This window comes from Pantoea sp. BJFS-204 (assembly GCF_049310725.1).
Lineage (GTDB): Bacteria > Pseudomonadota > Gammaproteobacteria > Enterobacterales > Enterobacteriaceae > Pantoea > Pantoea agglomerans.
Genome location: NZ_JBMOWE010000002.1, coordinates 176,249 through 200,340 on the forward strand (window position 1 = coordinate 176,249; position 24,092 = coordinate 200,340).

At 55.3% G+C, this 24,092-nt stretch carries 25 protein-coding genes and 2 tRNA genes; 14 read left to right on the plus strand and 13 right to left on the minus strand.

All coding sequences use genetic code 11. The features are described 5' to 3' along the window. Positions 1 to 51 precede the first annotated feature (51 nt). Both uvrC and uvrY read right to left on the minus strand, forming a co-directional pair. Positions 52 to 1,884: an excinuclease ABC subunit UvrC gene (gene uvrC, locus ACO6VX_RS07575; protein WP_010669803.1), complete on the minus strand. Its 1,833-nt coding sequence runs from the start codon at positions 1,882 to 1,884 to the stop codon at positions 52 to 54. Continuing rightward, positions 1,877 to 2,536: a UvrY/SirA/GacA family response regulator transcription factor gene (gene uvrY / locus ACO6VX_RS07580; protein WP_010246608.1), complete on the minus strand. Its 660-nt coding sequence runs from the start codon at positions 2,534 to 2,536 to the stop codon at positions 1,877 to 1,879. The genes uvrC and uvrY overlap by 8 nt, the downstream gene beginning before the upstream one ends. A gap of 432 nt (positions 2,537 to 2,968) precedes the next feature. Here uvrY and ACO6VX_RS07585 point away from each other — a divergent pair, with 432 nt between their 5' ends. Then, on the plus strand, positions 2,969 to 3,193 hold the full coding sequence (locus ACO6VX_RS07585; RefSeq protein ID WP_003849983.1) for a DUF2594 family protein: 225 nt from the start codon (positions 2,969 to 2,971) through the stop codon (positions 3,191 to 3,193). 35 nt (positions 3,194 to 3,228) lie between these two features. Here the strand turns inward: ACO6VX_RS07585 and ACO6VX_RS07590 are convergent, their stop codons facing one another. From ACO6VX_RS07590 to ACO6VX_RS07600, 3 genes are all read right to left on the minus strand, one after another. Continuing rightward, positions 3,229 to 3,840 (minus strand): acyl-homoserine-lactone synthase, encoded by a 612-nt coding sequence (locus ACO6VX_RS07590; RefSeq protein ID WP_422458028.1) that lies wholly within the window; start codon positions 3,838 to 3,840, stop codon positions 3,229 to 3,231. Positions 3,841 to 3,962: 122 nt separating this feature from the next. Then, positions 3,963 to 4,685, minus strand: a complete 723-nt coding sequence (gene sdiA, locus ACO6VX_RS07595) for a transcriptional regulator SdiA (RefSeq protein WP_064690102.1) — start codon at positions 4,683 to 4,685, stop codon at positions 3,963 to 3,965. Positions 4,686 to 5,853: 1,168 nt separating this feature from the next. After that, positions 5,854 to 6,549 carry an extensin family protein gene (locus ACO6VX_RS07600; protein ID WP_010246615.1) on the minus strand — a complete coding sequence of 232 codons (696 nt, stop codon included), beginning with the start codon at positions 6,547 to 6,549 and terminating at the stop codon, positions 5,854 to 5,856. 286 nt (positions 6,550 to 6,835) lie between these two features. Between ACO6VX_RS07600 and cycA the strand changes: the two genes are divergently transcribed. Continuing rightward, on the plus strand, positions 6,836 to 8,230 hold the full coding sequence (gene cycA, locus ACO6VX_RS07605; protein ID WP_022625909.1) for a D-serine/D-alanine/glycine transporter: 1,395 nt from the start codon (positions 6,836 to 6,838) through the stop codon (positions 8,228 to 8,230). Between the two features lie 47 nt (positions 8,231 to 8,277). Here cycA and ACO6VX_RS07610 read toward each other — a convergent pair whose 3' ends face one another. Both ACO6VX_RS07610 and rutR read right to left on the minus strand, forming a co-directional pair. Further along, a complete protein-coding gene (locus ACO6VX_RS07610; RefSeq protein ID WP_061901596.1) occupies positions 8,278 to 9,252 on the minus strand; it encodes a metal-dependent hydrolase in 975 nt (324 codons plus the stop codon). A gap of 38 nt (positions 9,253 to 9,290) precedes the next feature. Further along, entirely contained in the window at positions 9,291 to 9,926 is a 636-nt protein-coding gene (gene rutR, locus ACO6VX_RS07615; protein ID WP_003849991.1) for an HTH-type transcriptional regulator RutR, read from the minus strand. 306 nt (positions 9,927 to 10,232) lie between these two features. Here rutR and rutA point away from each other — a divergent pair, with 306 nt between their 5' ends. From rutA to rutG, 6 genes are read left to right on the plus strand one after another with little or no spacing between them, the layout of a single operon-like run. Further along, positions 10,233 to 11,324 (plus strand): pyrimidine utilization protein A, encoded by a 1,092-nt coding sequence (rutA, locus tag ACO6VX_RS07620; RefSeq protein ID WP_010669800.1) that lies wholly within the window; start codon positions 10,233 to 10,235, stop codon positions 11,322 to 11,324. Next, on the plus strand, positions 11,324 to 12,037 hold the full coding sequence (rutB, locus tag ACO6VX_RS07625; protein ID WP_010246624.1) for a pyrimidine utilization protein B: 714 nt from the start codon (positions 11,324 to 11,326) through the stop codon (positions 12,035 to 12,037). The genes rutA and rutB overlap by 1 nt, the downstream gene beginning before the upstream one ends. Before the next feature lie 20 nt (positions 12,038 to 12,057). After that, positions 12,058 to 12,453, plus strand: a complete 396-nt coding sequence (gene rutC, locus ACO6VX_RS07630) for a pyrimidine utilization protein C (RefSeq protein ID WP_010246626.1) — start codon at positions 12,058 to 12,060, stop codon at positions 12,451 to 12,453. Next, positions 12,453 to 13,262, plus strand: a complete 810-nt coding sequence (gene rutD, locus ACO6VX_RS07635; RefSeq protein WP_422458032.1) for a pyrimidine utilization protein D — start codon at positions 12,453 to 12,455, stop codon at positions 13,260 to 13,262. Before rutC ends, rutD begins: the two co-directional genes overlap by 1 nt. Before the next feature lie 19 nt (positions 13,263 to 13,281). Continuing rightward, entirely contained in the window at positions 13,282 to 13,797 is a 516-nt protein-coding gene (gene rutF, locus ACO6VX_RS07640) for an NADH-dependent FMN reductase RutF (RefSeq protein ID WP_029518970.1), read from the plus strand. Between the two features lie 46 nt (positions 13,798 to 13,843). Continuing rightward, positions 13,844 to 15,172 carry a pyrimidine utilization transport protein G gene (gene rutG, locus ACO6VX_RS07645; protein ID WP_422458035.1) on the plus strand — a complete coding sequence of 443 codons (1,329 nt, stop codon included), beginning with the start codon at positions 13,844 to 13,846 and terminating at the stop codon, positions 15,170 to 15,172. A gap of 4 nt (positions 15,173 to 15,176) precedes the next feature. On the opposite strand, the gene ACO6VX_RS07650 is transcribed toward rutG, so the two are convergent. Both ACO6VX_RS07650 and ACO6VX_RS07655 read right to left on the minus strand, forming a co-directional pair. Beyond that, positions 15,177 to 16,091, minus strand: coding sequence for a DMT family transporter (locus ACO6VX_RS07650; protein ID WP_010669796.1), 915 nt, complete (start codon positions 16,089 to 16,091; stop codon positions 15,177 to 15,179). A 96-nt stretch (positions 16,092 to 16,187) separates the two neighbouring features. Continuing rightward, positions 16,188 to 16,361: a general stress protein gene (locus ACO6VX_RS07655; RefSeq protein ID WP_010246636.1), complete on the minus strand. Its 174-nt coding sequence runs from the start codon at positions 16,359 to 16,361 to the stop codon at positions 16,188 to 16,190. Positions 16,362 to 16,661: 300 nt separating this feature from the next. On the opposite strand from ACO6VX_RS07655, the gene wrbA reads away from it, so the two are divergent. From wrbA to ACO6VX_RS07670, 3 genes are read left to right on the plus strand one after another with little or no spacing between them, the layout of a single operon-like run. Then, the gene (gene wrbA / locus ACO6VX_RS07660; RefSeq protein WP_022625914.1) at positions 16,662 to 17,261 is read left to right on the plus strand and encodes an NAD(P)H:quinone oxidoreductase; all 600 of its coding nucleotides are present in this window, start codon (positions 16,662 to 16,664) and stop codon (positions 17,259 to 17,261) included. A gap of 20 nt (positions 17,262 to 17,281) precedes the next feature. After that, positions 17,282 to 17,512, plus strand: coding sequence for a YccJ family protein (locus tag ACO6VX_RS07665; protein ID WP_010669794.1), 231 nt, complete (start codon positions 17,282 to 17,284; stop codon positions 17,510 to 17,512). A 53-nt stretch (positions 17,513 to 17,565) separates the two neighbouring features. After that, positions 17,566 to 18,939, plus strand: a complete 1,374-nt coding sequence (locus tag ACO6VX_RS07670) for an NAD-dependent succinate-semialdehyde dehydrogenase (protein ID WP_167422831.1) — start codon at positions 17,566 to 17,568, stop codon at positions 18,937 to 18,939. A 65-nt stretch (positions 18,940 to 19,004) separates the two neighbouring features. On the opposite strand, the gene agp is transcribed toward ACO6VX_RS07670, so the two are convergent. From agp to ACO6VX_RS07685, 3 genes are all read right to left on the minus strand, one after another. After that, complete coding sequence (gene agp, locus ACO6VX_RS07675) at positions 19,005 to 20,708, minus strand: bifunctional glucose-1-phosphatase/inositol phosphatase (RefSeq protein ID WP_181955665.1); 1,704 nt, start codon at positions 20,706 to 20,708, stop codon at positions 19,005 to 19,007. A gap of 271 nt (positions 20,709 to 20,979) precedes the next feature. After that, positions 20,980 to 21,067: transfer RNA gene (locus ACO6VX_RS07680), tRNA-Ser, on the minus strand. Between the two features lie 67 nt (positions 21,068 to 21,134). Then, a tRNA-Ser gene (locus ACO6VX_RS07685) sits at positions 21,135 to 21,222 on the minus strand. Positions 21,223 to 21,442: 220 nt separating this feature from the next. Here ACO6VX_RS07685 and yccA point away from each other — a divergent pair. Together yccA and ACO6VX_RS07695 are read left to right on the plus strand one after the other, a co-directional pair. Continuing rightward, a complete protein-coding gene (gene yccA, locus ACO6VX_RS07690; RefSeq protein WP_422458041.1) occupies positions 21,443 to 22,096 on the plus strand; it encodes an FtsH protease modulator YccA in 654 nt (217 codons plus the stop codon). A gap of 104 nt (positions 22,097 to 22,200) precedes the next feature. Next, positions 22,201 to 22,527, plus strand: coding sequence for a TusE/DsrC/DsvC family sulfur relay protein (locus ACO6VX_RS07695; RefSeq protein WP_010246645.1), 327 nt, complete (start codon positions 22,201 to 22,203; stop codon positions 22,525 to 22,527). Here the strand turns inward: ACO6VX_RS07695 and yccX are convergent, their stop codons facing one another. Beyond that, on the minus strand, positions 22,528 to 22,806 hold the full coding sequence (yccX, locus tag ACO6VX_RS07700; RefSeq protein WP_010246647.1) for an acylphosphatase: 279 nt from the start codon (positions 22,804 to 22,806) through the stop codon (positions 22,528 to 22,530). It lies immediately after the preceding gene. A gap of 85 nt (positions 22,807 to 22,891) precedes the next feature. Between yccX and rlmI the strand changes: the two genes are divergently transcribed. Beyond that, positions 22,892 to 24,082, plus strand: coding sequence for a 23S rRNA (cytosine(1962)-C(5))-methyltransferase RlmI (gene rlmI / locus ACO6VX_RS07705; protein WP_245116733.1), 1,191 nt, complete (start codon positions 22,892 to 22,894; stop codon positions 24,080 to 24,082). Positions 24,083 to 24,092 lie beyond the last annotated feature (10 nt).

Sequence of the window (24,092 nt, forward strand, 5' to 3'; positions counted from 1 at the left end):
ATATAGGTAGAATTTAGCCTATGTTCCTACATTGCCCCCCCCGTTTCAATGCTAGTGTTTCAACGAGTAGTATATTTTTTCTGCCAGAGCATGTGAGATACCGGGTACATTGGCGATCTCCTCCACCGACGCGTTCATCAGCGGTTGCAGGCCCCCCATGTACTTAAGCAGTTGCTGACGCCGTTTCGGCCCCACCCCTTCGATGCTTTCCAGTGCGCTGGTGTTCTTTACTTTGGCCCGTTTTTTACGGTGGCCTGAAATGGCATGATTGTGAGCGTCATCACGAATATGCTGGATCACATGCAGCGCTGGCGCATCGGGTGGCAGCGAAACGCCCTCACCTTCCGCTTCAAAGAACAGCGTCTCCAGTCCGGCTTTACGATCGCTGCCTTTCGCTACGCCGAGTAAAATCGGCCGGCTTTTGTCCCAGGGCACATCCAGTTCCGCGAAGACCTGCTTCGCCTGAGACAGCTGGCCTTTACCGCCATCGATCAGAATCACATCCGGAATCTTATCTTCTTCAATGGCTTTACCATAACGGCGGCGTAACACCTGATTCATGGCGGCATAGTCATCACCCGGCGTAATGCCGCTGATGTTGTAGCGACGATAATCGGCACGCAGCGGACCATTCTGGTCGAACACTACGCAGGAGGCGATGGTCTGCTCACCCATGGTATGACTGATATCGAAACACTCCATGCGTTTAATTTTGTCCAGCTCAAGAAACTCCGCCAGCGCCATCAGCCGCTGATGAATTGTGGAGTGCTGTGACAGCCGCGTGGTTAACGCCGTCGCGGCGTTGGTGCGCGCCAGTTTGAGATAACGGGCGCGATCCCCGCGCGGCTTGCTCTGAATACTCACCCGACGTCCGGCCAGTTCACTGAGCGACTCAGCCAGCAGTTCACGCTCTGGCAAGGTGAAGTCCAGCAAAATATCGCCAGGCAGCGTACGTGCCTCGCTGCCCTGCAGGTAGAACTGCCCGACAAAGGTCTGAACGACCTCAGCCAGATCGGTATCGACGGGCACTTTCGGGAAGTAGCTGCGGCTGCCTAGCACTTTGCCCTGACGGATAAACAGCACGTGGAGACAGGCCATGCCCGCTTCATAAGCCACACCCATCACATCAAGGTCATCACCCTGATTCGAGACAAACTGCTTTTCGGTGATCCGTCGCACAGCCTGAATCTGATCGCGCAGGCGTGCCGCCTCTTCAAAGCGCAGGCCGATGCTCGCCTCTTCCATCCGTTTGACCAGCTGGTTGAGAACCTGATCGTCTTTCCCCGCCAGGAACAGGCGCACGTAATCGGTCTGCTGTGCATACTCCTCCTCACTGACCAGTCCCGCGACACAGGGACCCAGACAGCGACCAATCTGATATTGCAGACAGGGCCGGGAGCGATTGCGGTAGACGCTGTTTTCGCACTGGCGGATAGGGAAAACTTTTTGCAGCAGCCCCAGCGTTTCACGCACCGCATAGCCGTTGGGGAACGGGCCAAAGTATTCGCCTTTGGCATGCTTTGCACCACGGTGCATCGCCAGTCGCGGATGGGTATCGCTGCTAAGAAAGATGTAGGGGTAAGATTTATCGTCGCGCAGCAGCACGTTGTAGCGCGGCTGGTAGAGCTTGATGTAGTTATGCTCAAGCAGCAGCGCTTCGGTTTCGGTGTGGGTTACGGTGACATCGATGTGCTGGATATTACTAACCAGCGCTTCGGTTTTGCGGCTGCCGACCTGAGTGCGGAAGTAGCTGGTCAAACGCTTCTTCAGGTCTTTGGCTTTGCCCACATAGATGACGGTGCCTGAGGCGTCATACATGCGGTAAACACCGGGCTTGCTGGTTACCGTACTCAGAAAGGCTTTGGAATCAAAAACGTCATTCACTACTGATTAACGGCTCCGCATTATAGAGGCCATGTCGAATGGCCAGATGCGTTAACTCTACATCGCCACTGATATTCAGCTTGCTGAACATCCTGTAGCGGTAACTGTTAACGGTTTTAGGACTGAGATTTAACTGCTCGGAAATTTCCGTCACCTTTTGTCCACGGGTGATCATCAGCATAATCTGCAATTCCCTTTCCGACAAACAGCTGAAGGGGGATTCCGCTTTTTGTGGCTCAATCTGGCTCAGCGCCATCTGCTGAGCGATATCTGAAGCGATGTAGCGCTGTCCGGCATTGACCGAGCGAATCGCATTGATCACCTCCTGCGGCGCAGCCCCTTTACTGAGGTAGCCTGCAGCCCCCGCCTGCATCACTTTCGCAGGCAGCGGATTTTCCGTGTGAATGGTCAGCATGATGATTTTGATATCGGGATTGTAACGCACGATTTTGCGCGTCGCCTCCAGTCCACCGATGCCCGGCATGTTCATATCCATGAGGATCACATCAACCTGATTGGCACGGCACCACTTAGCGGCATCCTCGCCACAGTTGACCTCTCCGACCACGGCCAGACCTTTGACATCCTCCAGGATGCGACGGATTCCGGCACGGACAAGTTCATGGTCATCAACAAGAAGCACACTGATCAACGGGGAAACTCCAGAGGCTAAAAAAAGAGGAATCAATTAACGAATACAGGCGATAATCATACCCGCTTTTACCTCAAAAGCACATCAACAAAGCAAAACAGTCGACGCTTCGCATAACGATTTCCAGCCCCGTGCAGCCAGCAATAACAGAGATTTCTTACAACCGACAGGCGTACTGAATAATCCTTAAACTCTTACTATTTCATGGTATTAACATCAGACTTTGCTGTGCCTTATCGCTGCAGGCCCTTGTGATATCTGGCCCGGCAACACCTGTAATTACTTTCAGCGATTGATTAGTTGTACTGGACAAACCAGCTGTTTATAGCGAAGCGAACCGGCTGCTCCAGCAACTTACTGACCCTGTGATATACTCACGCACTGCTGTTCGGACAGATTGCCGACATATTGTCATTCACCAAGGAGAAACGCATGAGCGATGAAGATTTTGCAACTTCGCAGGAAGCCCGGAAATTAGCGGATGAAATCGCGGGTCTGAAGATGATGATCACCCTGATCCTGAAAGGTATGGGCCAGGCTGATGCCGGCAAAGTGATTATCAACATGGAACGCTATGTACAGACGCTGGGCGACAAGCCTCAGGCGGAAGTATTCAGCAATACCATTAAGCAGATCAAAACAGCCTACCGTCAGTAAGCTTGCTTGCCCCCACAGCCGCGGGGGCAAATTAATTAACTGTGCGCCTGCCAGTTAACCGAAACGCCCAGCGTAGGCAGTACCTCTTCCGGACTAAAGCGCCGCGTTCCCCGATACTTTTCAGCCAGCGCTGGCTGAACCACCGGAATACGGATCGCAAACAGATTATCTTCTGACAGAATAAGTCCCGGCGTCAGCGGCTCATACACCACCTGATGCTCTTCAAACATCTTCTCCAGCATCGGCGTTGCCGAACTGATGATGTATTCCATACCGTTCAATTCTGCCAGCTGCACGGCGTGCCAGATAATATTCAGTGGCAGTTCAGCGTCCACATCCAGCCGTGCCGAGAAGCGCGACATTTCCCACACTTTCTCATGGCTGAAAGGCAGTACGATGCCTTCACTCAGTTCAGGTTCGAACCAGGGCATCAGACGCGCACAGCCGCTGATGCCCTCCCGCGCATTCCATGCGATCAGCCAGGTGACATCTGAACGATCGTAGCGATCATATTCCTGTCCTGGCGTGCTCAGACGTGGCGGAATTGACCACCCTTCGCCGCGCGCAAAGACGCTGTATCGGTAGCTGCCGAGTTCGGCAAGCAAAGAGGATGGCATATCCTTTAATTGCGTTTGCACTATTTTCATCATGCGCCTCTGACATCCCCATGTTTGCAATGATTTCTTTGCGCCAGCCTGGCAAAGTCCCGGCGCAGAATAGACAACAGACCTGTGCAAAGGAACAGCTAAATGTAGCCGTTGCTTGATGTTCAGATCAGTCCGATTGCCGCTGCATAGCAGGCAATCTGCGTTTTATTGGAAACATTGAAACGCTTTTGCATATTTTTTTGGTGAAAGTTAACGGTATGTTCAGAGATGGATAAAATAAGTGAAATTTCGACCGCCGTTTTTCCTTCGGCTGTCCATTTCAAAATTTCCAGCTCGCGCTGACTAAACTCTTTTTTTAGTACCATCATTGCATCATCGCTAAAGCGTTCCAGCGTATCCAGACTTAGTTCCGCTAAAAGGTGTAGTTTCACCTCCAGCTCAGCATGGCAGAGCTGGACAGAAATGGGCTGTTGCGACGATATAGATAATATACCAATGACGCGATTTGGTGCCATTGCAGAGCAAGAAAATCCGCTCTGCAGCCCATATTCTCTCGCCTCACGCCACAAATTGCCGGCGTCAGCGAACAGTTCCTCCGTCCACGCCATGCCTCTGCCCGGTCGCTGACACAACCTGAGCACCGGATCGACAGCGTAATAATTCTGCTTCTCATAGCGTTTAACCCATAATCTGGGATAGGTGCTATGTAAATGAATGCGCGGTCGGGTAAAAGGCACCGGGTGCTGAATCAAAAAGGCAAAATAATCGAAGCCTAATGATTCAATAAATTGTTGCAATAACGGCTTCAATTCAGAAGAAACCGTTAATGCCTGAAATTTTTCTTTCGCCTCAGCTCGCCAGGCGAAATAATTTTCAGTACTCATATTGCCTCAGCGTTAATTTCACTCGCCCTTCCGGTAATATTCATTCAGATTCATCGGATAAAATAAATTTGCAGAAGAAAATTAATTTATCTTTCAGGACGAATCTGTCGCGATCTACAGCGCATTTAACCTTTCACCGTTGGAGCGGAGTGAAAAAGTGTTCCTGCCTTTACAAGGTGAGGCCGATCACAGCAATTTCAATCACCCCAGGAGAATAAGATTTTTCTGATAGGATTTCAATCCCTGACCTCCAGTGCAATTTTATCTCAGACCCGAAACGTCTGCTGAAAATATTGAATCGCGATGCTGATTGTTGGGTAAATAACGAGTAAACAAGGCGTTAATTACTCCGTTATAAGCGAAGCGGTAGTGACAAATTTCTGACATATTTTTCATCAGGAAATAAGCCCGGCTCTCTCTTTGCAGCATCAGGACCGGTTTCGTCAGACGACCCCGCAGCCCCTGTGGCGTCTGTTGAGGCCGCTAACCGGCTTGCTGACCGCGCCACGCGCTTGCCGGTGACAGACCTGTCCCGGTTTTCAGTGGCAGCCCTGTAAGCGTAACGATGTGCTGTTTAATAAACCTTTTCGGGTCTCCCCTGCCCGACCATGCTCTGTGCCCGTCGATTCACATGCTGCTGTGGTTTATCGACTTATCTGACTGCAAATACCTGATCCAGGACAGCGCGTCCGTAAAAGTCTCGTTTACTTACTTTGCTGTCTGACCGCAATACGTGGCGGAGATCACTATTTATGGCGTAATGCTCAACACTGACTCTATTTTAATCAGTTAAATCACTTTCCCGATAGTCACGCAACTAAATCATATGAAAATAAATTTGCAGGAAAATCCGTTCTTTTCTCAATCATGCACGCTTTATTTATGCGATACCTTTCCCTTATTTCTGCCAGCGCAACCGTGAAATAATTTCATCATGCCACCAGCAGGCGCTGAGCAAATGAGGCTGAGAATCTGCACAAGGGTTTTATCCCGCAGGCATCGTTTTATTCTTACAGATGGCCCTGAAATCGGTTTTTTTAGGAGCATCCTGACCTGTTGTCAGACTATTTCAGTAAGGGATCAGGTTCAGCAATGATAACTGGATGGGTTTTACTGGCACCATAAGAACATTTCTTAATCAAACACGGTATTAATCCTGTCTGATGATTTATCGGCAGTAGCCTGCACCACGCATACCCAGATGAAAATGTGAGGCGTGAGCGGCGTTATAGTCCGGCCCCAGCGCATTGCCGAATACCTCACAGCCGCCACGCCACAGCGTATGAAGCATTGCCGCTTTTTCTTCCGGCTGTTGCCAGTGACGACTGACCTCAAGCCGCTGGCCATCAGCCAGCTGAAAGCCTGTCACATCCCAGGCATCGGCGGTGGCATGTTCACTGAGCCGCCCCTGGGCACGATGATAAATATTACGGCAGGCGTAACTGCCGACATGGATAATTCGTACCAGTGGACTGTGCATCTCTCTGGCGGTCTGTTCACGACTGCGCAGAGCATACATGGTGCTGGCGACGGCCATAGGACAGCTGGCCAGAAAGCTGCTGCTGAGGCTGACCGGGCCAAATTTCTGAACCCGCAGCGGATGACTGAGCGGACAGTGACCCGTGACGTCCGGACGCTCGCTGAAGCTGACCCAGCCCGCCTGTTGAGCGCGTCGCATCACCGCCAGACACGCGTCTGGATCGCTGGCCAGCCTTTTCATCTTAATCTGCGTCATCCAGCCCGGCGGATCGGTAACAGAGAGTGGCGTAAAGGGATTAAACTGCGGCGGCAGATGCTGCTTAAGCCAGGGTAAGCTGACCCATCCCAGCGCAAGCAATAGCAAAAACAGGATAAGCGTGCGCATAGTCCCTCTCGCAGCATGATGATTAGCAAACAAAAAGTGTAGAAGCCCATCGCCTTTCACGCCGCCTGACTGACATAACGTGATGAATAATTACCCAGGCTGACGAAGGTTTGAACAAAACCGCGCTTTATTGCCGCTTCCGGGGCGGCAGGCATCACAATTGGTAAAAAAGCGTTACCCGATCCCGGCTCTCTTCCTCTATCTTATGCCGACTTGCCCTCAGGCAGACGCCTTGACTAACAGCCAGCAGAGCTGAACACAACATCACGACAGGAAAGACAATTCTATGGTTGATCAATCTAAAGAAACCGCAAGCACCCACGAGACGCCCGATAAACTCCAGCGCAATCTGCACAATCGTCACATCCAGCTGATCGCCATTGGTGGCGCTATCGGTACCGGCCTGTTTATGGGTTCCGGTAAAACCATCAGCCTGGCTGGCCCCTCGATCATTTTTGTCTATATGATCATCGGTTTTATGCTGTTCTTTGTGATGCGCGCCATGGGGGAGCTGCTGCTCTCCAACCTTGAGTACAAATCCTTTAGCGATTTTGCCGCGGATCTGCTTGGCCCGTGGGCCGGCTACTTTACCGGCTGGACCTACTGGTTCTGTTGGGTGGTAACCGGCATTGCCGACGTGGTGGCAATCAGCGCCTATTTCCAGCTCTGGTTTCCGGGCTTCTCGATCTGGATGAGCGCCCTGCTTTGCGTGGTGGTTTTTCTGGCGCTCAATATTGCCACCGTCAAGCTGTTTGGTGAGATGGAGTTCTGGTTTGCGATCATTAAAATCGTCGCCATTGTGGCACTGATCGTAACCGGGATTGTGCTGGTATCGATTCACTACCCCTCACCGGGCGGCGGCACAGCGTCACTCAGCAACATCTGGGATCACGGCGGCATGTTCCCGAAAGGCCTCAGCGGCTTCTTTGCCGGCTTCCAGATTGCGGTGTTTGCCTTTGTCGGCATTGAACTGGTGGGCACGGCAGCGGCTGAAACCCACAATCCGCATAAAGTGTTACCGCGCGCGATTAATGCGATTCCGTTGCGGGTCATTATGTTTTACGTGCTGGCGCTGATGGTGATTATGGCGGTAACGCCCTGGACCCAGGTGATGGCCGATCGCAGTCCGTTTGTTGAGATGTTCGTTCTGATTGGTCTGCCTGCGGCTGCGAGTATCGTTAACTTTGTGGTGCTGACTTCTGCCGCCTCCTCAGCCAACAGCGGCATCTTCTCCACCAGCCGTATGCTCTATGGCCTGTCGCAGCAGGGTGTGGCCAGCCGCGCCTTTGGCCGACTCTCTGCCCGTGCGGTGCCGACTACCGGCCTGTTTTTCTCCTGCCTGTGCCTGCTGATTGGTGTGGCGTTGATCTACCTGATCCCGGATGTGATGAAGGTCTTCACGCTGGTGACCACCGTCTCGGCCATTCTGTTTATGTTCGTCTGGACCATCATTCTGTGCAGCTATCTGGCCTACCGTAAAAAGCATCCGCAGCGCCATGCGGAGTCGGCATTTAAGATGCCGCTGGGCAAATTCATGTGCTGGGTCTGCATGGCATTCTTCGCATTTGTGCTGGTGCTGCTGACGCTGCAGGAAGATACGCGCCAGGCGCTGATGGTTACGCCACTCTGGTTTGCCCTGCTGGGTGTGGGCTGGATGCTGCGTAATCGTCGTAGCCGCTAATCGGTAATATCATGAACAAAGCCCGGTCAGATGACCGGGCTTTTTTTTTACAGGCGATCGCCCAGCGCAGAGAAAATGGCGGATAAAGAGGGGCGTTCATTAGGTAAGCGCTGCGGCCGGGGATCGGGCTGCTGAGGCGTGCCCAGACCAAAGGTGAAGGTATACTTATCGCCTTCGCCCATGCGCAGGTCGGCAATCGTCGTCTGACCGTCCTGCTCACGCAGCGCGTAGAAGCCGTGGCTGAACCAGGCGACACGTTCTGCATACCAGCTGCCCCGAAAAGCGTCGAACAGTTCAGGATGACGCGGATACCACGCCACCTGCAGTGGCCGTGAGGGCGACAATAGCGACCAGTAAACTTCACCATAGCGATCCGGCGTCATAATCACGCTGCGCCATACCAGCGTATTAAAGGCCGTGGGCGTCACCAGCACTTTATTGTCCGGAATACCCTGCTCCGCCAGCGACGCTCTGATCTGCCAGCCTGCGACGCCCTGAATCACCACACTCCAGACCAGATAAAGGGTACTCAGCATCAGCCCGAGCCGGTTTCCGCGCAGCCCTTTATCACTGCGCCGCCAGAGCGCGACGCCCAGGCCTGCCAGCAGCGGCAGCGTATAGAGTGGATCGACGATGTAGATACTGCCGATGGCATAAGGATAATCGGTGATCGGCAGGCCAAGCTGGGTGCCATACACCGTCATCAAATCGAGCAGCGGATGGGTAATCAGCGCCAGCCAGATGGCAGGCCACCATGCTGCCCACTTCACCCGCTGACGAAACAGACCTGCCACCAGCCATGCAATCAGTGGCGAGAGCAGCGTGAGCCAGAGCAGCGCATGCGTTTCCGTGCGATGCAGGGTCATGTTGCGTATCGCATCGCCATGATCAAGAAAGACATCGAGATCGGGTAAGGTGCCGCAGACGCCGCCCACCAGCGCGGCCTGCCAGACCGGCACCCGACGTCCCATCACTGCGACACTGACTGAGGCACCCAGCACCAGTTGCGAAACAGAATCCATTGATTAACTCCGTACCTGAACCGTGGATGTATCCTGAATTAGCGTACGCGAATCCCTTCGATGATCATGCGCTGCACGTTATCAACAGCCTGATCGAAAAACGCCGGATCGCTGAGCGTCTGGCCGGTAACGGCCTCAACCTGAGTGGCAAAATCGGCGTAATGCTGCGTGGTGGCCCACAGCATAAAGATCAGATGCTGCGGCTGTACGCCTGCCAGTCGTCCTTCATCAATCCAGCGTTCAATAATTGCCGCTTTGTCATCCACCAGCTGCTTAAGATCGCCTGCCAGCTCCCCTTTCAGAAGCGGAGCACCCTGCAGCATCTCCAGACAGAAGAGCCGGGAAGCCTGAGGATGATCGCGCGACACTTCCAGCTTCAGCCGGATGTAGCGACGAATCGCGACCAATGGATCCTGATCGTGCGCCAGCGCGCGCAACGGTGCCAGCCAGACATCCAGAATCTGCTTAAGCACGGCCACATAGAGCACTTCTTTAGAGGGAAAATAGTAGAGCAGATTGGTTTTAGAGACATCGGCCAGCTCGGCCACCTTATCGAGGCTGGTGCCGTGAATGCCAAACTGTGAGAAGAAGGTTAATGCCGCTTCCAGTATGGCGGCCCGCTTCGCTGCGACCGCACGCGAACGTCGCGTTGGCTTTTTTTCATCGGTATTCACACGTTTACCTCATCCTTCTGGTGTCAGCGCATCATAGCAAAGGGATTCATCGCTGCCCAATCCGCGCCCTGCACCTTTTTTGCTCAGCCTGCATGGAAAATGTGCAGCGAATTTTGACCAGACGGTCTGAAATGGACCAGTTACTCCACTTACCTCTTTCGGGTTAACTTTAACTCACTGTTATTTAAAACAATAAAAAAAGTGGCACACAGTTTGCAGAATTGTGACTGAGCGCGGCCCACACGGACGATGCAGGATGCAGTGCAGCGCGTGAAACACCTTTCCCCCATCGCAACGAGGTTTCACATGAAGATAGGCGTCTTTATTCCGATTGGTAACAATGGCTGGCTGATTTCGTCCAATGCGCCGCAGTACATGCCGACTTTTGAACTGAACAAAGCGATCGTGCTGAAAGCAGAGCATTACCATTTCGATTTTGCGCTCTCGATGATCAAACTGCGCGGCTTCGGCGGAAAAACCGAGTTCTGGGATCATAATCTCGAATCGTTCACCCTGATGGCAGGCCTGGCCGCCGTGACATCACGCATTGAGATCTACGCCACCGCCGCCACCCTGACGCTGCCTCCGGCGATTGTGGCGCGCATGGCGTCCACCATCGATTCCATTTCAGGCGGTCGCTTTGGCGTCAACCTGGTGACCGGCTGGCAGAAGCCGGAATATGAACAGATGGGAATGTGGCCTGGCGATGAGTACTTCAGCAGCCGCTACGCTTATCTGACCGAATACGTTACCGTGCTGCGCGACCTGTGGGGCACCGGAAAATCGGACTTTAAAGGTGAGTTCTTCACCATGAACGACTGCCGGGTGAGTCCGCAGCCGCAGCGCCCGATGAAGGTGATCTGCGCCGGACAGAGCGATGCCGGTATGGCCTTCTCTGCTCAGCACGCCGATTACAACTTCTGCTTTGGTAAAGGTGTTAACACGCCTGCCGCGTTCAGCTCTACCTCGATTCGCATGAAGCAGGCCGCTGAAAAAGCGGGCCGCGATGTCGGCTCCTATGTGCTGTTTATGATCATCGCTGCTGAAACGGACGAAGAAGCGCGGGCGAAGTGGGAACACTACAAAGCAGGTGCGGATGAAGAGGCGCTCTCCTGGCTCACCACTCAGAGTCAGCAGGACACCAAATCGGGCAGCGACACCAATGTGCGCCAGATGGCGGATCCGACCTCGGCAGTCAATATCAATATGGGCACCCTGGTGGGGTCGTATGCCAGCGTGGCGCGGATGCTGGATGAGGTTGCGCAGGTCGAAGGCACCCACGGCGTGCTGCTGACGTTTGATGACTTCCTGCAGGGTATCGAGAACTTCGGGCAGCACATTCAGCCGCTGATGGCCTGTCGCAGCGCCCTGCTCGACGCACAGCAGGAGGTGGCATGATGGCTACCGTTTATTGTGCTCACACGCCGGATGTTCCCCAGGTTGAACTGCCGGCGCGGCCAGAGCCGATCGCCTTTCCGCCTGGCCAGACCGCGCTGATTGTCGTGGATATGCAGAACGCCTACGCCACTGAAGGCGGCTATCTCGATCTGGCGGGCTTCGATGTTTCCGCCACCAAGCCGGTGATTGCGAAAATCCATCAGGCGGTGACGGCGGCCCGTGCGGCAGGCGTTCAGATCATCTGGTTCCAGAACGGCTGGGACAGTGACTATGTAGAAGCGGGCGACGCCGGTTCCCCCAATTTCCACAAATCGAATGCCCTGAAAACCATGCGTAAACGGCCTGAACTGCAGGGGTCGCTGCTGTCGAAAGGCGGCTGGGATTACGCGCTGGTCGATGAACTGGTGCCACAGCCCGGTGACATCGTGCTGCCGAAATCGCGTTACAGCGGCTTCTATAACACCCCGCTCGACAGCATGCTGCGCAGCCGCGGGATCCGTCATCTGATGTTTACCGGCATCGCCACCAACGTCTGCGTTGAATCGACGCTGCGCGACGGCTTCTTTCTGGAGTACTTCGGCGTGGTGCTGGAAGACGCCACTTATCAGGCCGGCCCGCCCTTTGCTCAGCAGGCTGCCCTGTTCAATATCGAAACCTTTTTTGGCTGGGTATCGGATGTCGATACCTTCTGCGAAAGCCTGAATGCCCGCTAATCCACGATAAGGACGACGCTATGCCGAAAAGTATTATTGTTCCGCCAGGCACCACCACCCCCATCGCCCCGTTCGTTCCCGGCACGCTGGCGGATGGCGTGGTCTATGTCTCGGGTACGCTGCCGTTTGATGCTGACAACAACGTGGTGCATGTGGGTGATGCCGCAGCGCAGACCCGCCACGTGCTGGAAACCATTAAAAAGGTGATTGAGACCGCCGGTGGCAGCATGGCCGATGTGACGTTTAATTCGATTTTTATCACCGACTGGTCGAACTACGCCGCGGTGAATCAGGTTTATGCCGAGTACTTTCCCGGCGAAAAACCGGCGCGCTTCTGTATTCAGTGCGGTCTGGTCAAGCCTGATGCGCTGATTGAGATCGCCAGCGTGGCGCACATCGGCAAAGCGGAGGTCTGATGCAGCTGGATATTCTGGGTCTGCAAAATCCCGATGCACCGACACTGGTGCTCTCATCCGGTCTGGGCGGCGTGGCGGGTTTCTGGCAGCCGCAGCTGGCCGCGCTAACGGCACGCTATCGCGTGGTGACCTATGACCAGCGCGGCACCGGTCGCAGCGCTGACAGCCTGCCGGAAGGCTACAGCATGGCGATGATGGCGGCGGAACTGGCCGCCGCGCTGGCGCAGCACGGCATCCTGCGCTTCAGCCTGATCGGTCACGCGCTGGGCGGTCTGATGGGGATGCAGCTGGCGCTGGATTATCCGGAACGGATCGAACGGATCGCGGTGATCAATGGCTGGCTGACGCTGCATCCCCATACCCGTCGTTGCTTTCAGGTACGTCAGGACCTGCTGCTCAACGTCGGCGTCGAGGCATTTGTCCGCGCTCAGCCGCTGTTTCTCTATCCTGCGGAGTGGATGGCACAGCATCAGACACTGCTGGATCAGGAAGATAGCCATCACGTCGCACATTTTCAGGGGATGGAAAATCTGATGCGGCGGCTGCACGCCCTGATGAGCGCCGACTTCAGCGCGCGGGCTGCTGCCATTCCACAACCGGTACTGGTGATCGCCAGCCAGGACGATCTGCTGGTGCCGTGGAGCTGCTCAACTGAGCTGGCCGCGGCCCTGCCCAATGCGACTGAACAGATGATGGCCTGGGGCGGCCACGCCATGAGCGTCACCGCCCCCGAAAACTTTAATGCCCTGCTGCTGCAGTGGCTGGATCAGACTGATGACGTGCAGCCGCTGCAGCGCGTCGTCGGATAACCTTTTCGCGGAGAACACGATGAGCCTGGATACCCTTACCCCTGCCGTTGAGAAAACTGAGTTTCGTAATGCGATGTCGCGGCTGGGCGCTGCGGTCAACATCATCACCACTGAAGGCCCGGCCGGACGCGCAGGCTTTACGGCCTCGGCGGTGTGCAGCGTCACGGATTCGCCGCCGACGCTGCTGGTCTGTCTTAACCGCTCTGCCTCGGTTTACCCGGTGTTCCGCGAAAATATGCAGCTCTGCGTCAATACGCTGGCGGCGGGCCATGAAACGCTCTCCAATCTGTTCGGCGGCAAAACGCCAATGGCTGATCGTTTTATTGCCGCTGAGTGGTCAACGGCCGTGACCGGCTCGCCGGTGCTGAGCGGCGCCGTCGCGTCCTTTGACTGCCGCATCACTCAGATTGTCAGCGTCGGTACGCATGACACGCTGTTCTGCGAAGTCGTGGGGTTAGTGCGCAATGATGACACCCACGGTCTGGCGTGGTTTGACCGGGGATACCATCCCCTGTTGCGGCAGGATGCCTGTTAACGCTTCCCTGAATCCCACCGGCATTCATAACGCTCTGGAGTAGACGATGGCACGATCCTGGTTTCCGCAATGGCAAAAGAAGTCGGCATTAACAGAAAACGGTATTATCGCCCCGGATGAGACCCTGCCTCTGGGGCAGACGCTGGTGCTGGGTTTACAGCATGCGGTAGCGATGTTTGGCGCAACGGTGCTGATGCCCCTGCTGATGGGGCTGGATCCCAATCTGGCCATTCTGGTCTCGGGTATAGGCACGCTGCTGTTCTTCTTTATCACCGGCGGTCGGGTGCCCAGTTATCTCGGGTCGAGCGCTGCCTTTGTCGGCGTGGTCATTGCGTTAACCGGCTTCAGCGGTCAGGGGCTGAATCCCAATCTCAGCGTGGCGCTGGGCGGCGTGATAGCCTGCGGCCTGCTCTACACGCTGATTGGTCTGGTGGTGATGAAGTCCGGCACGCGCTGGATTGAAAATCTGATGCCGCCGGTCGTGACCGGTGCAGTGGTGATGGCTATCGGGCTGAATCTGGCCCCGATTGCGGTTCACAGCGTCTCCGCCTCGTCGTTCGACAGCTGGGTTGCGGTGATGACCGTACTCTGCATTGGTCTGGTAGCGGTATTTACCCACGGGATGATTCAGCGACTGCTGATTCTGGTCGGCCTGATTCTGGCCTGGGCGATCTATGCGCTGCTGACCAACGGTCTGGGGCTGGGTAAGCCGGTCGATTTTACGATGCTGTCACAGGCTGCCTGGTTTGGTCTGCCGCACACCACTGCACCCACCTTTGATCTGCAGGCGATGGTGCTGATCGCCCCGGTGGCGATCATTCTGGTGGCTGAAAACCTCGGGCATCTGAAAGCGGTGGCGGGCATGACCGGACGCAATCTCGATCCTTACATGGGACGCGCTTTTGTTGGCGATGGCCTGGCCACCATGCTCTCCGGATCGATCGGCGGCAGTGGCGTTACCACCTATGCCGAAAATATCGGGGTGATGGCGGTGACCAAAGTCTACTCTACGCTGGCGTTTGTCGCCGCGGCGGTTATCGCCATCCTCGCCGGTTTCTCGCCGAAGTTTGGTGCGCTGATCCACACTATTCCGGCCCCGGTGATTGGCGGCGCATCCATTGTGGTGTTCGGGCTGATTGCGGTAGCGGGTGCCCGCATCTGGGTACAGAACCATGTTGATTTAGGCCAGAACAGTAACCTGATCATGGTGGCGACCACACTGGTGCTCGGTGCCGGTGATTTCGCGCTGAAAATCGGTTCTTTCACACTGGGGGGTATCGGTACCGCCACCTTTGGCGCGATTATCCTCAATGCGATTCTGCGCCGACGCAGTGCGGCAAAGCAGGACAAGCCACTGGCGCGACAGCAGGGTTAACGACCTACTCCAGCGGTGTGGCAGCAGGCTGCACCGCTTTTTTTCGTTTCAGCCGCAGCTCACTGACGATCACCCCGCAGACGATCAGCGCGCCGCCCAGCAACGCCAGCGCAGGCAGGCGCTCACCCGCAATACGCCCCACGACGCCAGCCCAGACTGGTTCCCCGGCATAAATCACCGTAGCGCGGGTTGGCGAAACGCTGCGTTGCGCCCAGTTCATGGTGACCTGAATCAGGGCGCTGGCCGCACCCAGCCCCAGCGCGCTGAGCAGCAGCGGCGTTGAGATGGCAGGCACCGTTTCCCCATTGGGGATCATCAGACCAAAGGCGCACAGCGATGCCACCGCCAGCTGGATCAGGGTCACACGGCGCACATCGACCTTACCGGCATAGCGGCTGATTAAGATGATCTCGGCGGCGATCGCCAGGGTACTGATCAGCGTCGCTATTTCACCTGCATTCAGAGTGATGCGACCATCCTGCGGCCCGGCCACCAGCAGCAGGCCGGTAAACGCCAGTACAATCCCCAGCCACGACATCAATCCCGGCGGACGGCGCAGAAACAGCCATTGCAGCAACGGCACGACAGGGACATAGAGCGCGGTGAGAAAGGCGGACTGACTGCTGGAAATGGTCTGCATTCCCCACGTCTGAAGACCATAGCCCCCGGCGATCGACAGGCCAATCAGCGCGCCCGCTTTCACCTCCAGCCAGGTCATGCCTGCCAGATAGCGGCGGAAAAAGAGCGCCAGCAGCAGTGCCGCGGTGGCAAAACGCAGGCCGACAAAGAAGAACGGGCCGGAGTGCTGCATCGCACGATGCACCACCAGAAAGGTGCCGCCCCAGATCATGGTTATGAAAAGTAATACCAGCTCCTGCCGCGTCAGGCGCAGGGTTAAACCGCGGAGTGTGTCCGACATAATTCACCTGATGATGTGTCCGGACAATATTGTGGGGAGAGCGAGGGGGAAAAGCAACGACGTTAACCGCCGGTCTCAACCGGCGGCAGTGTGGGGTTATGCGTCCGGTTTTTTAGGACTGCTGCGTCCCCCTTTCTCCCCGGCACGCGCGGCGCGCTGCGGATCGTTTTTAAAATTACCGCCGCTGTTTTTTCCCCCTTTACGTCCCGCTTCTGCGGCACGTTCACGGTTTTCAGCAAAATTTCCAGAACCCCCACGATGTGTTGTCATGATTTGCTCCTGTCGCGTAGTGCGATAATTAAGAATTAAAAACAGAGGGCTGACGGCCCGAAACCCGAGCTCAGCCCATGTTTAAATAATAGCCAGATTATCCTTTCACTCGTCCGCCAGTCACATTTAGCAACAGAGTAATCACCAGAAATTTGGCTAAACAACGAACACTCTGCCGACTTACAACCGATTAGCTGCTGATTTATTGCCCGACACCTCCGTTCCGGCTTCGGCATCGCCTGCGTAAAACGAAAGCTCTTCTATACTTTTTCTGGACGTCAAAACCATCTGGAGAGATCAATGGCTAAGATTCTGGTGCTCTACTATTCGATGTACGGACATATCGAAACAATGGCGAACGCGGTTGCAGAAGGCGCTCGTCGGGTTCCCGGCGCGGAAGTGGATATCCTGCGGGTACCAGAAACGATGGAGGCCGATCGCTTTGCACAGGTGGGTGGCAAAACCGATCAGCAGGCGGCAGAAGCCACGCCTGAGGTGCTGCCGCACTATGACGCGATTATCGTCGGTACTCCGACCCGCTTCGGCAACATGGCCGGACAGATGCGGACATTCTGGGATCGCACCGGCGGACTCTGGGCGTCAGGCGCGCTGTTTGGCAAGGTTGCCAGCGTCTTTACCTCAACCGGCACCGGCGGCGGTCAGGAACAGACCATCACGTCTGTCTGGACCACCCTGGCGCATCACGGCATGGTGATTGTGCCAATCGGCTACGGAACCAAAGAGTTGTTCGATATTTCACAGGTTCGCGGTGGAACGCCTTATGGAGCCACCACCCTGGCGGGCGGCGATGGTTCGCGTCAGCCTACCGAAGCGGAACTGAATATCGCCCGTTTTCAGGGCGAACATGTGGCCGGACTGACCGTCAAACTGCAGGACTGATTTAATCAAAGGAGAAAAGTATGTCTACTGAACAATCGAAAGCACATCACGTTGGCGAATGGGCAAGTCTGCGTCATACCTCCCCTGAAATTGCCGAGGCCATTTTCGAAGTGGCTAACTACGATGAAAAACTGGCAGAAGAGATCTGGCGTCAGCAAGGCAGTGATGACGTGCTGATTCGCGCCTTTGAAAAAACCGATAAAGATCTCCTGACCTGGGATGATAAGCCCGTAGAACGTAAGAACGTCTGATTCAGGGGCGGGACTTTCCCGCCCTCAATTTTTAGCTCACCAAGGAGTACGCTATGTCTTCCTATCAAAGCATTAATCCCGCAAACAACCAGTTGCTGAAAAGCTGGCCGTCACACGATGAAGCCGCCGTCAGCCATGCCCTCGAAGTGGCCGATCGCCTTTTCCATTCTTCATGGAGCAAAGGTGATATTCAGCCGCGTCTGCAGGTACTGAAAAAACTGGCTGACCTGATTGATAGCCGCGCGGAAGAACTGGCCACCATCGCCAGTAAAGAGATGGGTAAACTGATTGGTCAGAGCCGCGGAGAAGTGAAAATCTGCTCGCAGATTGCCCGCTACTACGCAGAGAATGCGGAACGTATTCTGCAGCCGCAGTCCTATCCCAGCGATCTGGGCGAAGCCTGGGTTGAGTATCACCCGATTGGCGTTTTAGTCGCCGTCGAGCCGTGGAACTTCCCTTACTATCAGCTGATGCGCGTGCTGGCACCTAATCTGGCGCTGGGTAACCCGGTGCTGGCAAAACATGCCAATATCGTGCCGCACTGTGCCGATGTCTTTGAGAAGCTGGTTCGTGAAGCGGGTGCGCCTGAAGGGGCCTGGACTAACCTGTTCATCTCCACCGATCAGGTCGCCGATCTGATTGCTGACGACCGGGTGCAGGGTGTCGCCCTGACCGGATCCGAGCGCGCGGGCAGCGCCGTGGCTGAGCAGGCCGGTAAGCATCTTAAGAAATCGACGCTGGAGCTGGGTGGCAATGACGTGTTTGTGGTGCTGGATGATGCCGATCTTGATGAAGCGGTACGTCAGGGCGTGCAGGCTCGCCTCAGCAACTGCGGACAGGTCTGTACCGCCGCAAAACGTTTTATTCTGCATGAGAAGATTGCCGATCGCTTTATCAACCAGTTCAGCGCTGCACTGAGTTCCGCTACGCTGGGCGATCCGCTGGATGAGAAGACTACGCTTGGCCCGCTCTCCTCCGCTGACGCGCGTGACCGCCTGGTGAAACAGGTAGACGAAGCCGTCGCCAATGGCGCAAAACTGGTCACGGGCGGCAAAGCCGTTGAAGGTGCAGGTTGCTACTATCAGCCAACCATTCTCACTGGCATTACCCCGGATAATCCCGCCTATTATCAGGAGTTCTTCGGTCCGGTCGCGCAGGTTTATGTCATAGGTGACGATCAGGCGGCTGTGGCGCTGGCGAACGACTCTCACTATGGTCTGGGCGGCTCGGTCTGGACACGCGATATTGCACGCGGTCGTAAACTGGCCTCCGCCATTGAAACCGGCATGGTGTTTATCAACTCCCAGAGCGACACCTCAGCGGAGCTGCCCTTTGGTGGCGTGAAACGTTCAGGTTATGGTCGTGAGCTATCTGATCTGGGCATCAAAGAGTTTGCTAACCAGAAACTGGTGGTCGTGGCGGGTTAATCGCCTTGCAGCCATAAAAAAACCCCGTCTCGACGGGGTTTTTTATTATCAGCCGGATAGCGCGATTACTGTGTTGCCACAGCCGCTGACTTTGATTCGTCGTTGTGCGCTGTTGCAGGCGTGTTCGAGGCGTTAGCCTGGTCAGCCGCACCTTTATCGGCACTGGCTGATTTCGCTGCCGCGTTGTCCGCTTTCGCTTTCTCAGCGGCGGCTTTATCCGCTGCTGCCTTGTCCGCTTTTGCCTTCTCAGCGGCGGCTTTATCCGCTGCTGCCTTATCCGCTTTTGCCTTCTCGGCTGCGGCTTTATCGGCTGCTGCCTTGTCCGCTTTTGCTTTTTCAGCGGCGGCTTTATCGGCTTCAGACTTCTCAGCGGCAGCTTTATCGGCGTCAGCCTTCTCTTTCGCCGCGGTCGCTTTATCCGCTTCAGCCTTATCAGCAGCAGCATCATTGGTCGCTGCGGCTTTCGCACTGTCGTCGTCAGACTGGGCTGCCGGTTGTGGTGCCGCCGCTGGCTGCATTGGCGTGCCCTGCAGCGCAGCATTCAGCACCTGAGAGAACTGATCCCAGCTGCAATAGCCGTTTGCATCGGTCTCACAACCCGCCAGCTGCAGCGTAACGCGCTTCGGTGGGTTCTTCAGGCTCAGCACGTCTGCGTTGCGCAGCTGATCGGCGCTCTGATAGACATACTCAACTTTGAGCAGGTCTTTATCATTTTTGGCATCATGCCAGCGTTCGAAAACAACCTGACCGCCAATCGGCGTTTTTTCGAAGGTATCAGGCAGTTCATAAGGCTTGACCTGCAACGCGCTCAGCAGCGAGGCGATGTTTGAGTCATGGCCTACCATCAGCGTAATTTTTGGCGCGTTGGCTTTGTCCTGGTCCACTAACTGACTGCGGATGTAGTCCACCAGCGGTGCCGCCACTTCACGGGAAATGTCCGGGCTGGTAAACAGCGCATCCTGGTAACCATTTTTAATCGCTGACAGCTCTTTCCACTGCTCAGGCGTTTTGATCTGACCCCATGCAACCTGATCCAGCGGGAAACCTTCGTAATATTGCAGCGTGAACGCATCCATCAGGGAATTCCCCGTTTTCAGCGGGCCACTGACATTCGGTTCTTTACCATTTTCAGCGCTGAAGGTGTTCTGACCACTGCTGAGATCGCACTGCTTTTTATTGTTGCAGTCAGGCGATGCTTTGTAGTCGACAATCTTTTCCAGGCGCTGGAAGGCAGGCTTCAGCGACAGTTTTTCATTTGCAGCGGCCATCTCAGCCAGCGCTTTCTTATTGAATGCTTCACTGCCATCTGTGATAACCGGATTGAAGATAGGATCCATGGAACCCATTTCATCCTGATGAGAGACCGCGACGTCACAGCCCGGGAAGGCGCCATTAACAAAGAACTGGGCGGTGGCCACAGTGCGCTGCAGGCTGTTGGCGTAAACAAAGACGTTATTGCTGTCAGGACAGCTGCCGTTCTTTACCAGGCCCTGCTGTGCCAGCCACTGACGGGTGTAGTTACCCATGTAGACTTCCAGCACACCACCTTTCGTGGTCAGCTGTCCGCCGGGAACATCCCACTGCGGCCAGCTCTTTTTGGTCGACTGCGCCAGCACGCTGCCATTATCAGCCAGCGGTGCACGCAGATTGTGACGACTTAACATCAGCACCTGTTGCAGCTGCATATCACCCTCAGCAGCAAATGCTACCGTTCCGACCGGCAATGCAGCGAGCACTGACAATGCGCAAAGACTCAGTTTCTTGATCATTGTGCCTATTCCATTCATTCAGTAAAGAAACACTCTGGCTATCAACCCATTAGCTCGCCTCAGAGCGATGTAATCAACAGTGTAACTCAGCTCGCCTCAGAAAAGCGCCAGATGTTTGCAAAAACGGTGAGTGGACTATAGCAGAGATGCACCGGAGAGATGAATGCGCAGCCACGCGTCACAGAGAGTGGCACGCTTTTTTCAGACAGGAAGAAGTTACAGAGAGAGCAGAAACGAAACAGGCCAGCACTGCGTGCTGGCCTGTAAAATGTGGCGGAGGAGGAGAGATTCGAACTCTCGGATGGTTTCCCATCGGCGGTTTTCAAGACCGCTGCCTTAAGCCGCTCGGCCACCCCTCCGTTTTGAAACTGTACTGCATTGGCAAAACATCTATTTTTGCCGCTTTATTGCCCAGGGCAGATAAAGTGGCGGAGGAGGAGAGATTCGAACTCTCGGATGGTTTCCCATCGGCGGTTTTCAAGACCGCTGCCTTAAGCCGCTCGGCCACCCCTCCGCAATGACGCGCACTATAAACACCCCGTTTAGGGATGTAAAGCACCTATCTGTCTATTCGCCTGAAAAACAGCCAGATTGTGATTTTTCGGTGTCAAAATCGCCACTCTGCTCAAACAATTAGCAGTTTAGCGCGTAAAGAAGGGTAAAACGCCTTTTCCCTCTTTAATGGCCTGCGTATTCTCGGCACATATTTGGTGTTCTGCTTAAAGGAGCGCAACATGGAAAGAATTGTCACCTCATCGCAGTCCTCACTGCTGTCTACGCACAGAGTTCTGCGCAATACCTATTTTCTTCTCGGACTGACCCTGGCCTTCTCGGCCGTTACGGCTACCGCCAGCACCCTGCTGGCCCTGCCTGCGCCGGGTTTAATCCTGATGCTGTTTGGCTTCTATGGCTTAATGTTTTTAACCTACCGTCTGGCTAACAGCCCGATGGGCATTCTGGCCGGTTTTGCCTTTACCGGCTTCCTGGGTTATTGCCTGGGGCCTATCCTGAGCTCATTCTTAACCGCAGGCATGGGTGACGTGATAGCGCTGGCGCTGGGCGGTACGGCGCTGGTGTTCTTCTGCTGTTCGGCTTACGTGCTGACCACCCGTCGTGATATGTCCTTCCTCGGCGGCATGATGATGGCAGGTTTCGTCGTGTTGCTGGTTGCTGTGGTAGCCAACATCTTCCTGCAGCTGCCTGCATTGCATCTGGCCATCAGCGCCCTGTTCATTCTGTTTTCAGCCGGTGCGATTTTGTGGGAAACCAGCAACATCATTCACGGTGGCGAAACCAACTACATCCGGGCGACGGTCAGCCTCTATGTTTCGCTCTATAACATCTTTGTCAGCCTGCTGAGCCTGCTGGGGTTTGCCCGCAGTAACTAATCCGCAGTGACAGTAGCCTGTAAAACCCCGCTTCGGCGGGGTTTTTGCTTTTACTGCCCGCCAGGTTTGATAAACTGCGCCGTCATTTACTAAGAGGATGTCACGTGAATTTTAACGGTAACGAAATCGCCGTCGATGCCGAAGGCTATCTGAAGCATCCCGGCGACTGGAGTGAAGCACTGGCTGTCCACATAGCCGATCAGGAAGGCCTGACCCTGACTGAAGCACACTGGGAAGTGGTCCATTTTGTGCGCGCCTTTTATCTGGAATATAACACCTCACCCGCCGTGCGAATGCTGGTGAAGGCGATGGCGCAGAAATATGGCGAAGAGAAAGGTAATAGCCGCTATCTGTTTCGCCTGTTCCCTGAAGGGCCGGCTAAACAGGCGACGAAAATCGCCGGCCTGCCTAAACCGGCGAAATGTCTGTAATTAACCGGTCGTAAAATCGCGGGGCGGCTCTGCGGGCTGGTGCGGCTCCACCAGCACCTTTTCAACGCGCGCGCTGCGTGGCCCGCCCGCTTTAAGCCAGGCGATCAGCGCATCGACCTGCTCCGCCTCACCCCAGGCCAGCACCTCGACACTACCGTCATCCAGATTTCGCGCATAGCCCAGTACGCCCAGCGTCCTGGCTTCTGCCTGAGTACTGTAACGAAACCCGACGCCCTGGACGCGGCCATGAACCCATGCTTTAAAACAGGCTGCTGACATTATTCTCTCCTGCTGCTGTTCGTTGCAATTTCCCGTTATCCACCGGACAATGGCGCCTCATTTTTTCAGGTAAGCATAGCAAACTATGACAGTCAGATTGATTCTCGCAAAGGGACGTGAAAAGTCCCTGCTCCGTCGCCATCCATGGGTCTTTTCAGGTGCCGTTGCGCGTCTGGAAGGTAAAGCGCAACTGGGTGAAACCATTGACGTTTGTGACAGCAACGGTAAATGGCTGGCTCGCGCCGCTTATTCACCCGAGTCGCAGATCCGCGCCCGCGTCTGGAGCTGGCAGGCCGATGAATCCATCGATATCGCCTTCTTTGTCCGCCGGTTTGAACAGGCGCAGCAGTGGCGCGAATGGCTGGCGGCCCGCGATGTTCTGGACAGCTATCGCCTGATCGCTGGTGAATCTGATGGTTTACCGGGCGTCACCATTGACCGCTTTGGCAACTTTTTAGTGATGCAACTGCTCTCAGCAGGCGCAGAATATCAGCGTGCAGCGATCATCACCGCCCTGCAGCACTGTTTCCCTGGCTGCGCCATCTATGACCGTTCTGACGTCGCCGTTCGTAAGAAAGAGGGTCTGGCGCTGACGCAGGGCACCGTTACCGGTGAACTGCCGCCGCCGCTGCTGCCGATTACTGAACATGGCATGAAGCTGCTGGTGGATATCCAGGGCGGTCACAAAACCGGCTATTACCTTGATCAGCGTGACAGCCGTCTCGCCACGCGTCGTTACGCACAGGATGCCCGCGTCCTTAACTGCTTCTCTTACACCGGTGGATTCGCGGTTTCGGCGCTGATGGGTGGCTGTAAAGAAGTGATCAGCGTGGATACCTCCCAGGAGGCGCTGGACGTTGCCCGTCAGAACGTTGAACTCAATGAGCTGGATCTCTCCCGCGCGCAATTTGAGCGTGATGATGTTTTCAAACTGCTGCGCCGTTATCGGGACAGTGGCGAGAAATTTGATCTGATCATTATGGATCCGCCAAAGTTCGTCGAAAACAAAAGCCAGTTGATGGGCGCCTGTCGCGGCTATAAAGACATTAATATGCTCGCCATTCAGTTACTGAATCCGGGCGGCGTATTAATGACCTTCTCCTGCTCCGGTCTGATGGCCACCGATCTGTTCCAGAAGATCATCGCCGATGCCGCGCTGGATGCGGGCCGTGAAGTGCAGTTTATTGAGCAGTTCCGCCAGGCCGCAGATCATCCGGTGATCGCCAGCTATCCGGAAGGTCTCTACCTGAAAGGTTTCGCCTGCCGCGTCATGTGACTTGAAAAAA

What these genes read in the sequence shown, in the direction of transcription:
- rutF (WP_029518970.1), top strand. Translation starts at nt 13,282, where the DNA reads ATGAGCCTGGATACCCTTACCCCTGCCGTTGAGAAAACTGAGTTTCGT.
- yccX (WP_010246647.1), bottom strand. Translation starts at nt 22,806, where the DNA reads ATGTCAGCAGCCTGTTTTAAAGCATGGGTTCATGGCCGCGTCCAGGGC.
- rutB (WP_010246624.1), top strand. Translation starts at nt 11,324, where the DNA reads ATGGCTACCGTTTATTGTGCTCACACGCCGGATGTTCCCCAGGTTGAA.
- yccA (WP_422458041.1), top strand. Translation starts at nt 21,443, where the DNA reads ATGGAAAGAATTGTCACCTCATCGCAGTCCTCACTGCTGTCTACGCAC.
- ACO6VX_RS07665 (WP_010669794.1), top strand. Translation starts at nt 17,282, where the DNA reads ATGTCTACTGAACAATCGAAAGCACATCACGTTGGCGAATGGGCAAGT.
- ACO6VX_RS07610 (WP_061901596.1), bottom strand. Translation starts at nt 9,252, where the DNA reads ATGGATTCTGTTTCGCAACTGGTGCTGGGTGCCTCAGTCAGTGTCGCA.
- agp (WP_181955665.1), bottom strand. Translation starts at nt 20,708, where the DNA reads ATGATCAAGAAACTGAGTCTTTGCGCATTGTCAGTGCTCGCTGCATTG.
- ACO6VX_RS07655 (WP_010246636.1), bottom strand. Translation starts at nt 16,361, where the DNA reads ATGACAACACATCGTGGGGGTTCTGGAAATTTTGCTGAAAACCGTGAA.
- ACO6VX_RS07590 (WP_422458028.1), bottom strand. Translation starts at nt 3,840, where the DNA reads ATGAAAATAGTGCAAACGCAATTAAAGGATATGCCATCCTCTTTGCTT.
- rlmI (WP_245116733.1), top strand. Translation starts at nt 22,892, where the DNA reads ATGACAGTCAGATTGATTCTCGCAAAGGGACGTGAAAAGTCCCTGCTC.
- ACO6VX_RS07670 (WP_167422831.1), top strand. Translation starts at nt 17,566, where the DNA reads ATGTCTTCCTATCAAAGCATTAATCCCGCAAACAACCAGTTGCTGAAA.
- wrbA (WP_022625914.1), top strand. Translation starts at nt 16,662, where the DNA reads ATGGCTAAGATTCTGGTGCTCTACTATTCGATGTACGGACATATCGAA.
- cycA (WP_022625909.1), top strand. Translation starts at nt 6,836, where the DNA reads ATGGTTGATCAATCTAAAGAAACCGCAAGCACCCACGAGACGCCCGAT.
- ACO6VX_RS07650 (WP_010669796.1), bottom strand. Translation starts at nt 16,091, where the DNA reads ATGTCGGACACACTCCGCGGTTTAACCCTGCGCCTGACGCGGCAGGAG.
- ACO6VX_RS07585 (WP_003849983.1), top strand. Translation starts at nt 2,969, where the DNA reads ATGAGCGATGAAGATTTTGCAACTTCGCAGGAAGCCCGGAAATTAGCG.
- rutA (WP_010669800.1), top strand. Translation starts at nt 10,233, where the DNA reads ATGAAGATAGGCGTCTTTATTCCGATTGGTAACAATGGCTGGCTGATT.
- rutD (WP_422458032.1), top strand. Translation starts at nt 12,453, where the DNA reads ATGCAGCTGGATATTCTGGGTCTGCAAAATCCCGATGCACCGACACTG.
- ACO6VX_RS07600 (WP_010246615.1), bottom strand. Translation starts at nt 6,549, where the DNA reads ATGCGCACGCTTATCCTGTTTTTGCTATTGCTTGCGCTGGGATGGGTC.
- rutC (WP_010246626.1), top strand. Translation starts at nt 12,058, where the DNA reads ATGCCGAAAAGTATTATTGTTCCGCCAGGCACCACCACCCCCATCGCC.
- sdiA (WP_064690102.1), bottom strand. Translation starts at nt 4,685, where the DNA reads ATGAGTACTGAAAATTATTTCGCCTGGCGAGCTGAGGCGAAAGAAAAA.
- rutG (WP_422458035.1), top strand. Translation starts at nt 13,844, where the DNA reads ATGGCACGATCCTGGTTTCCGCAATGGCAAAAGAAGTCGGCATTAACA.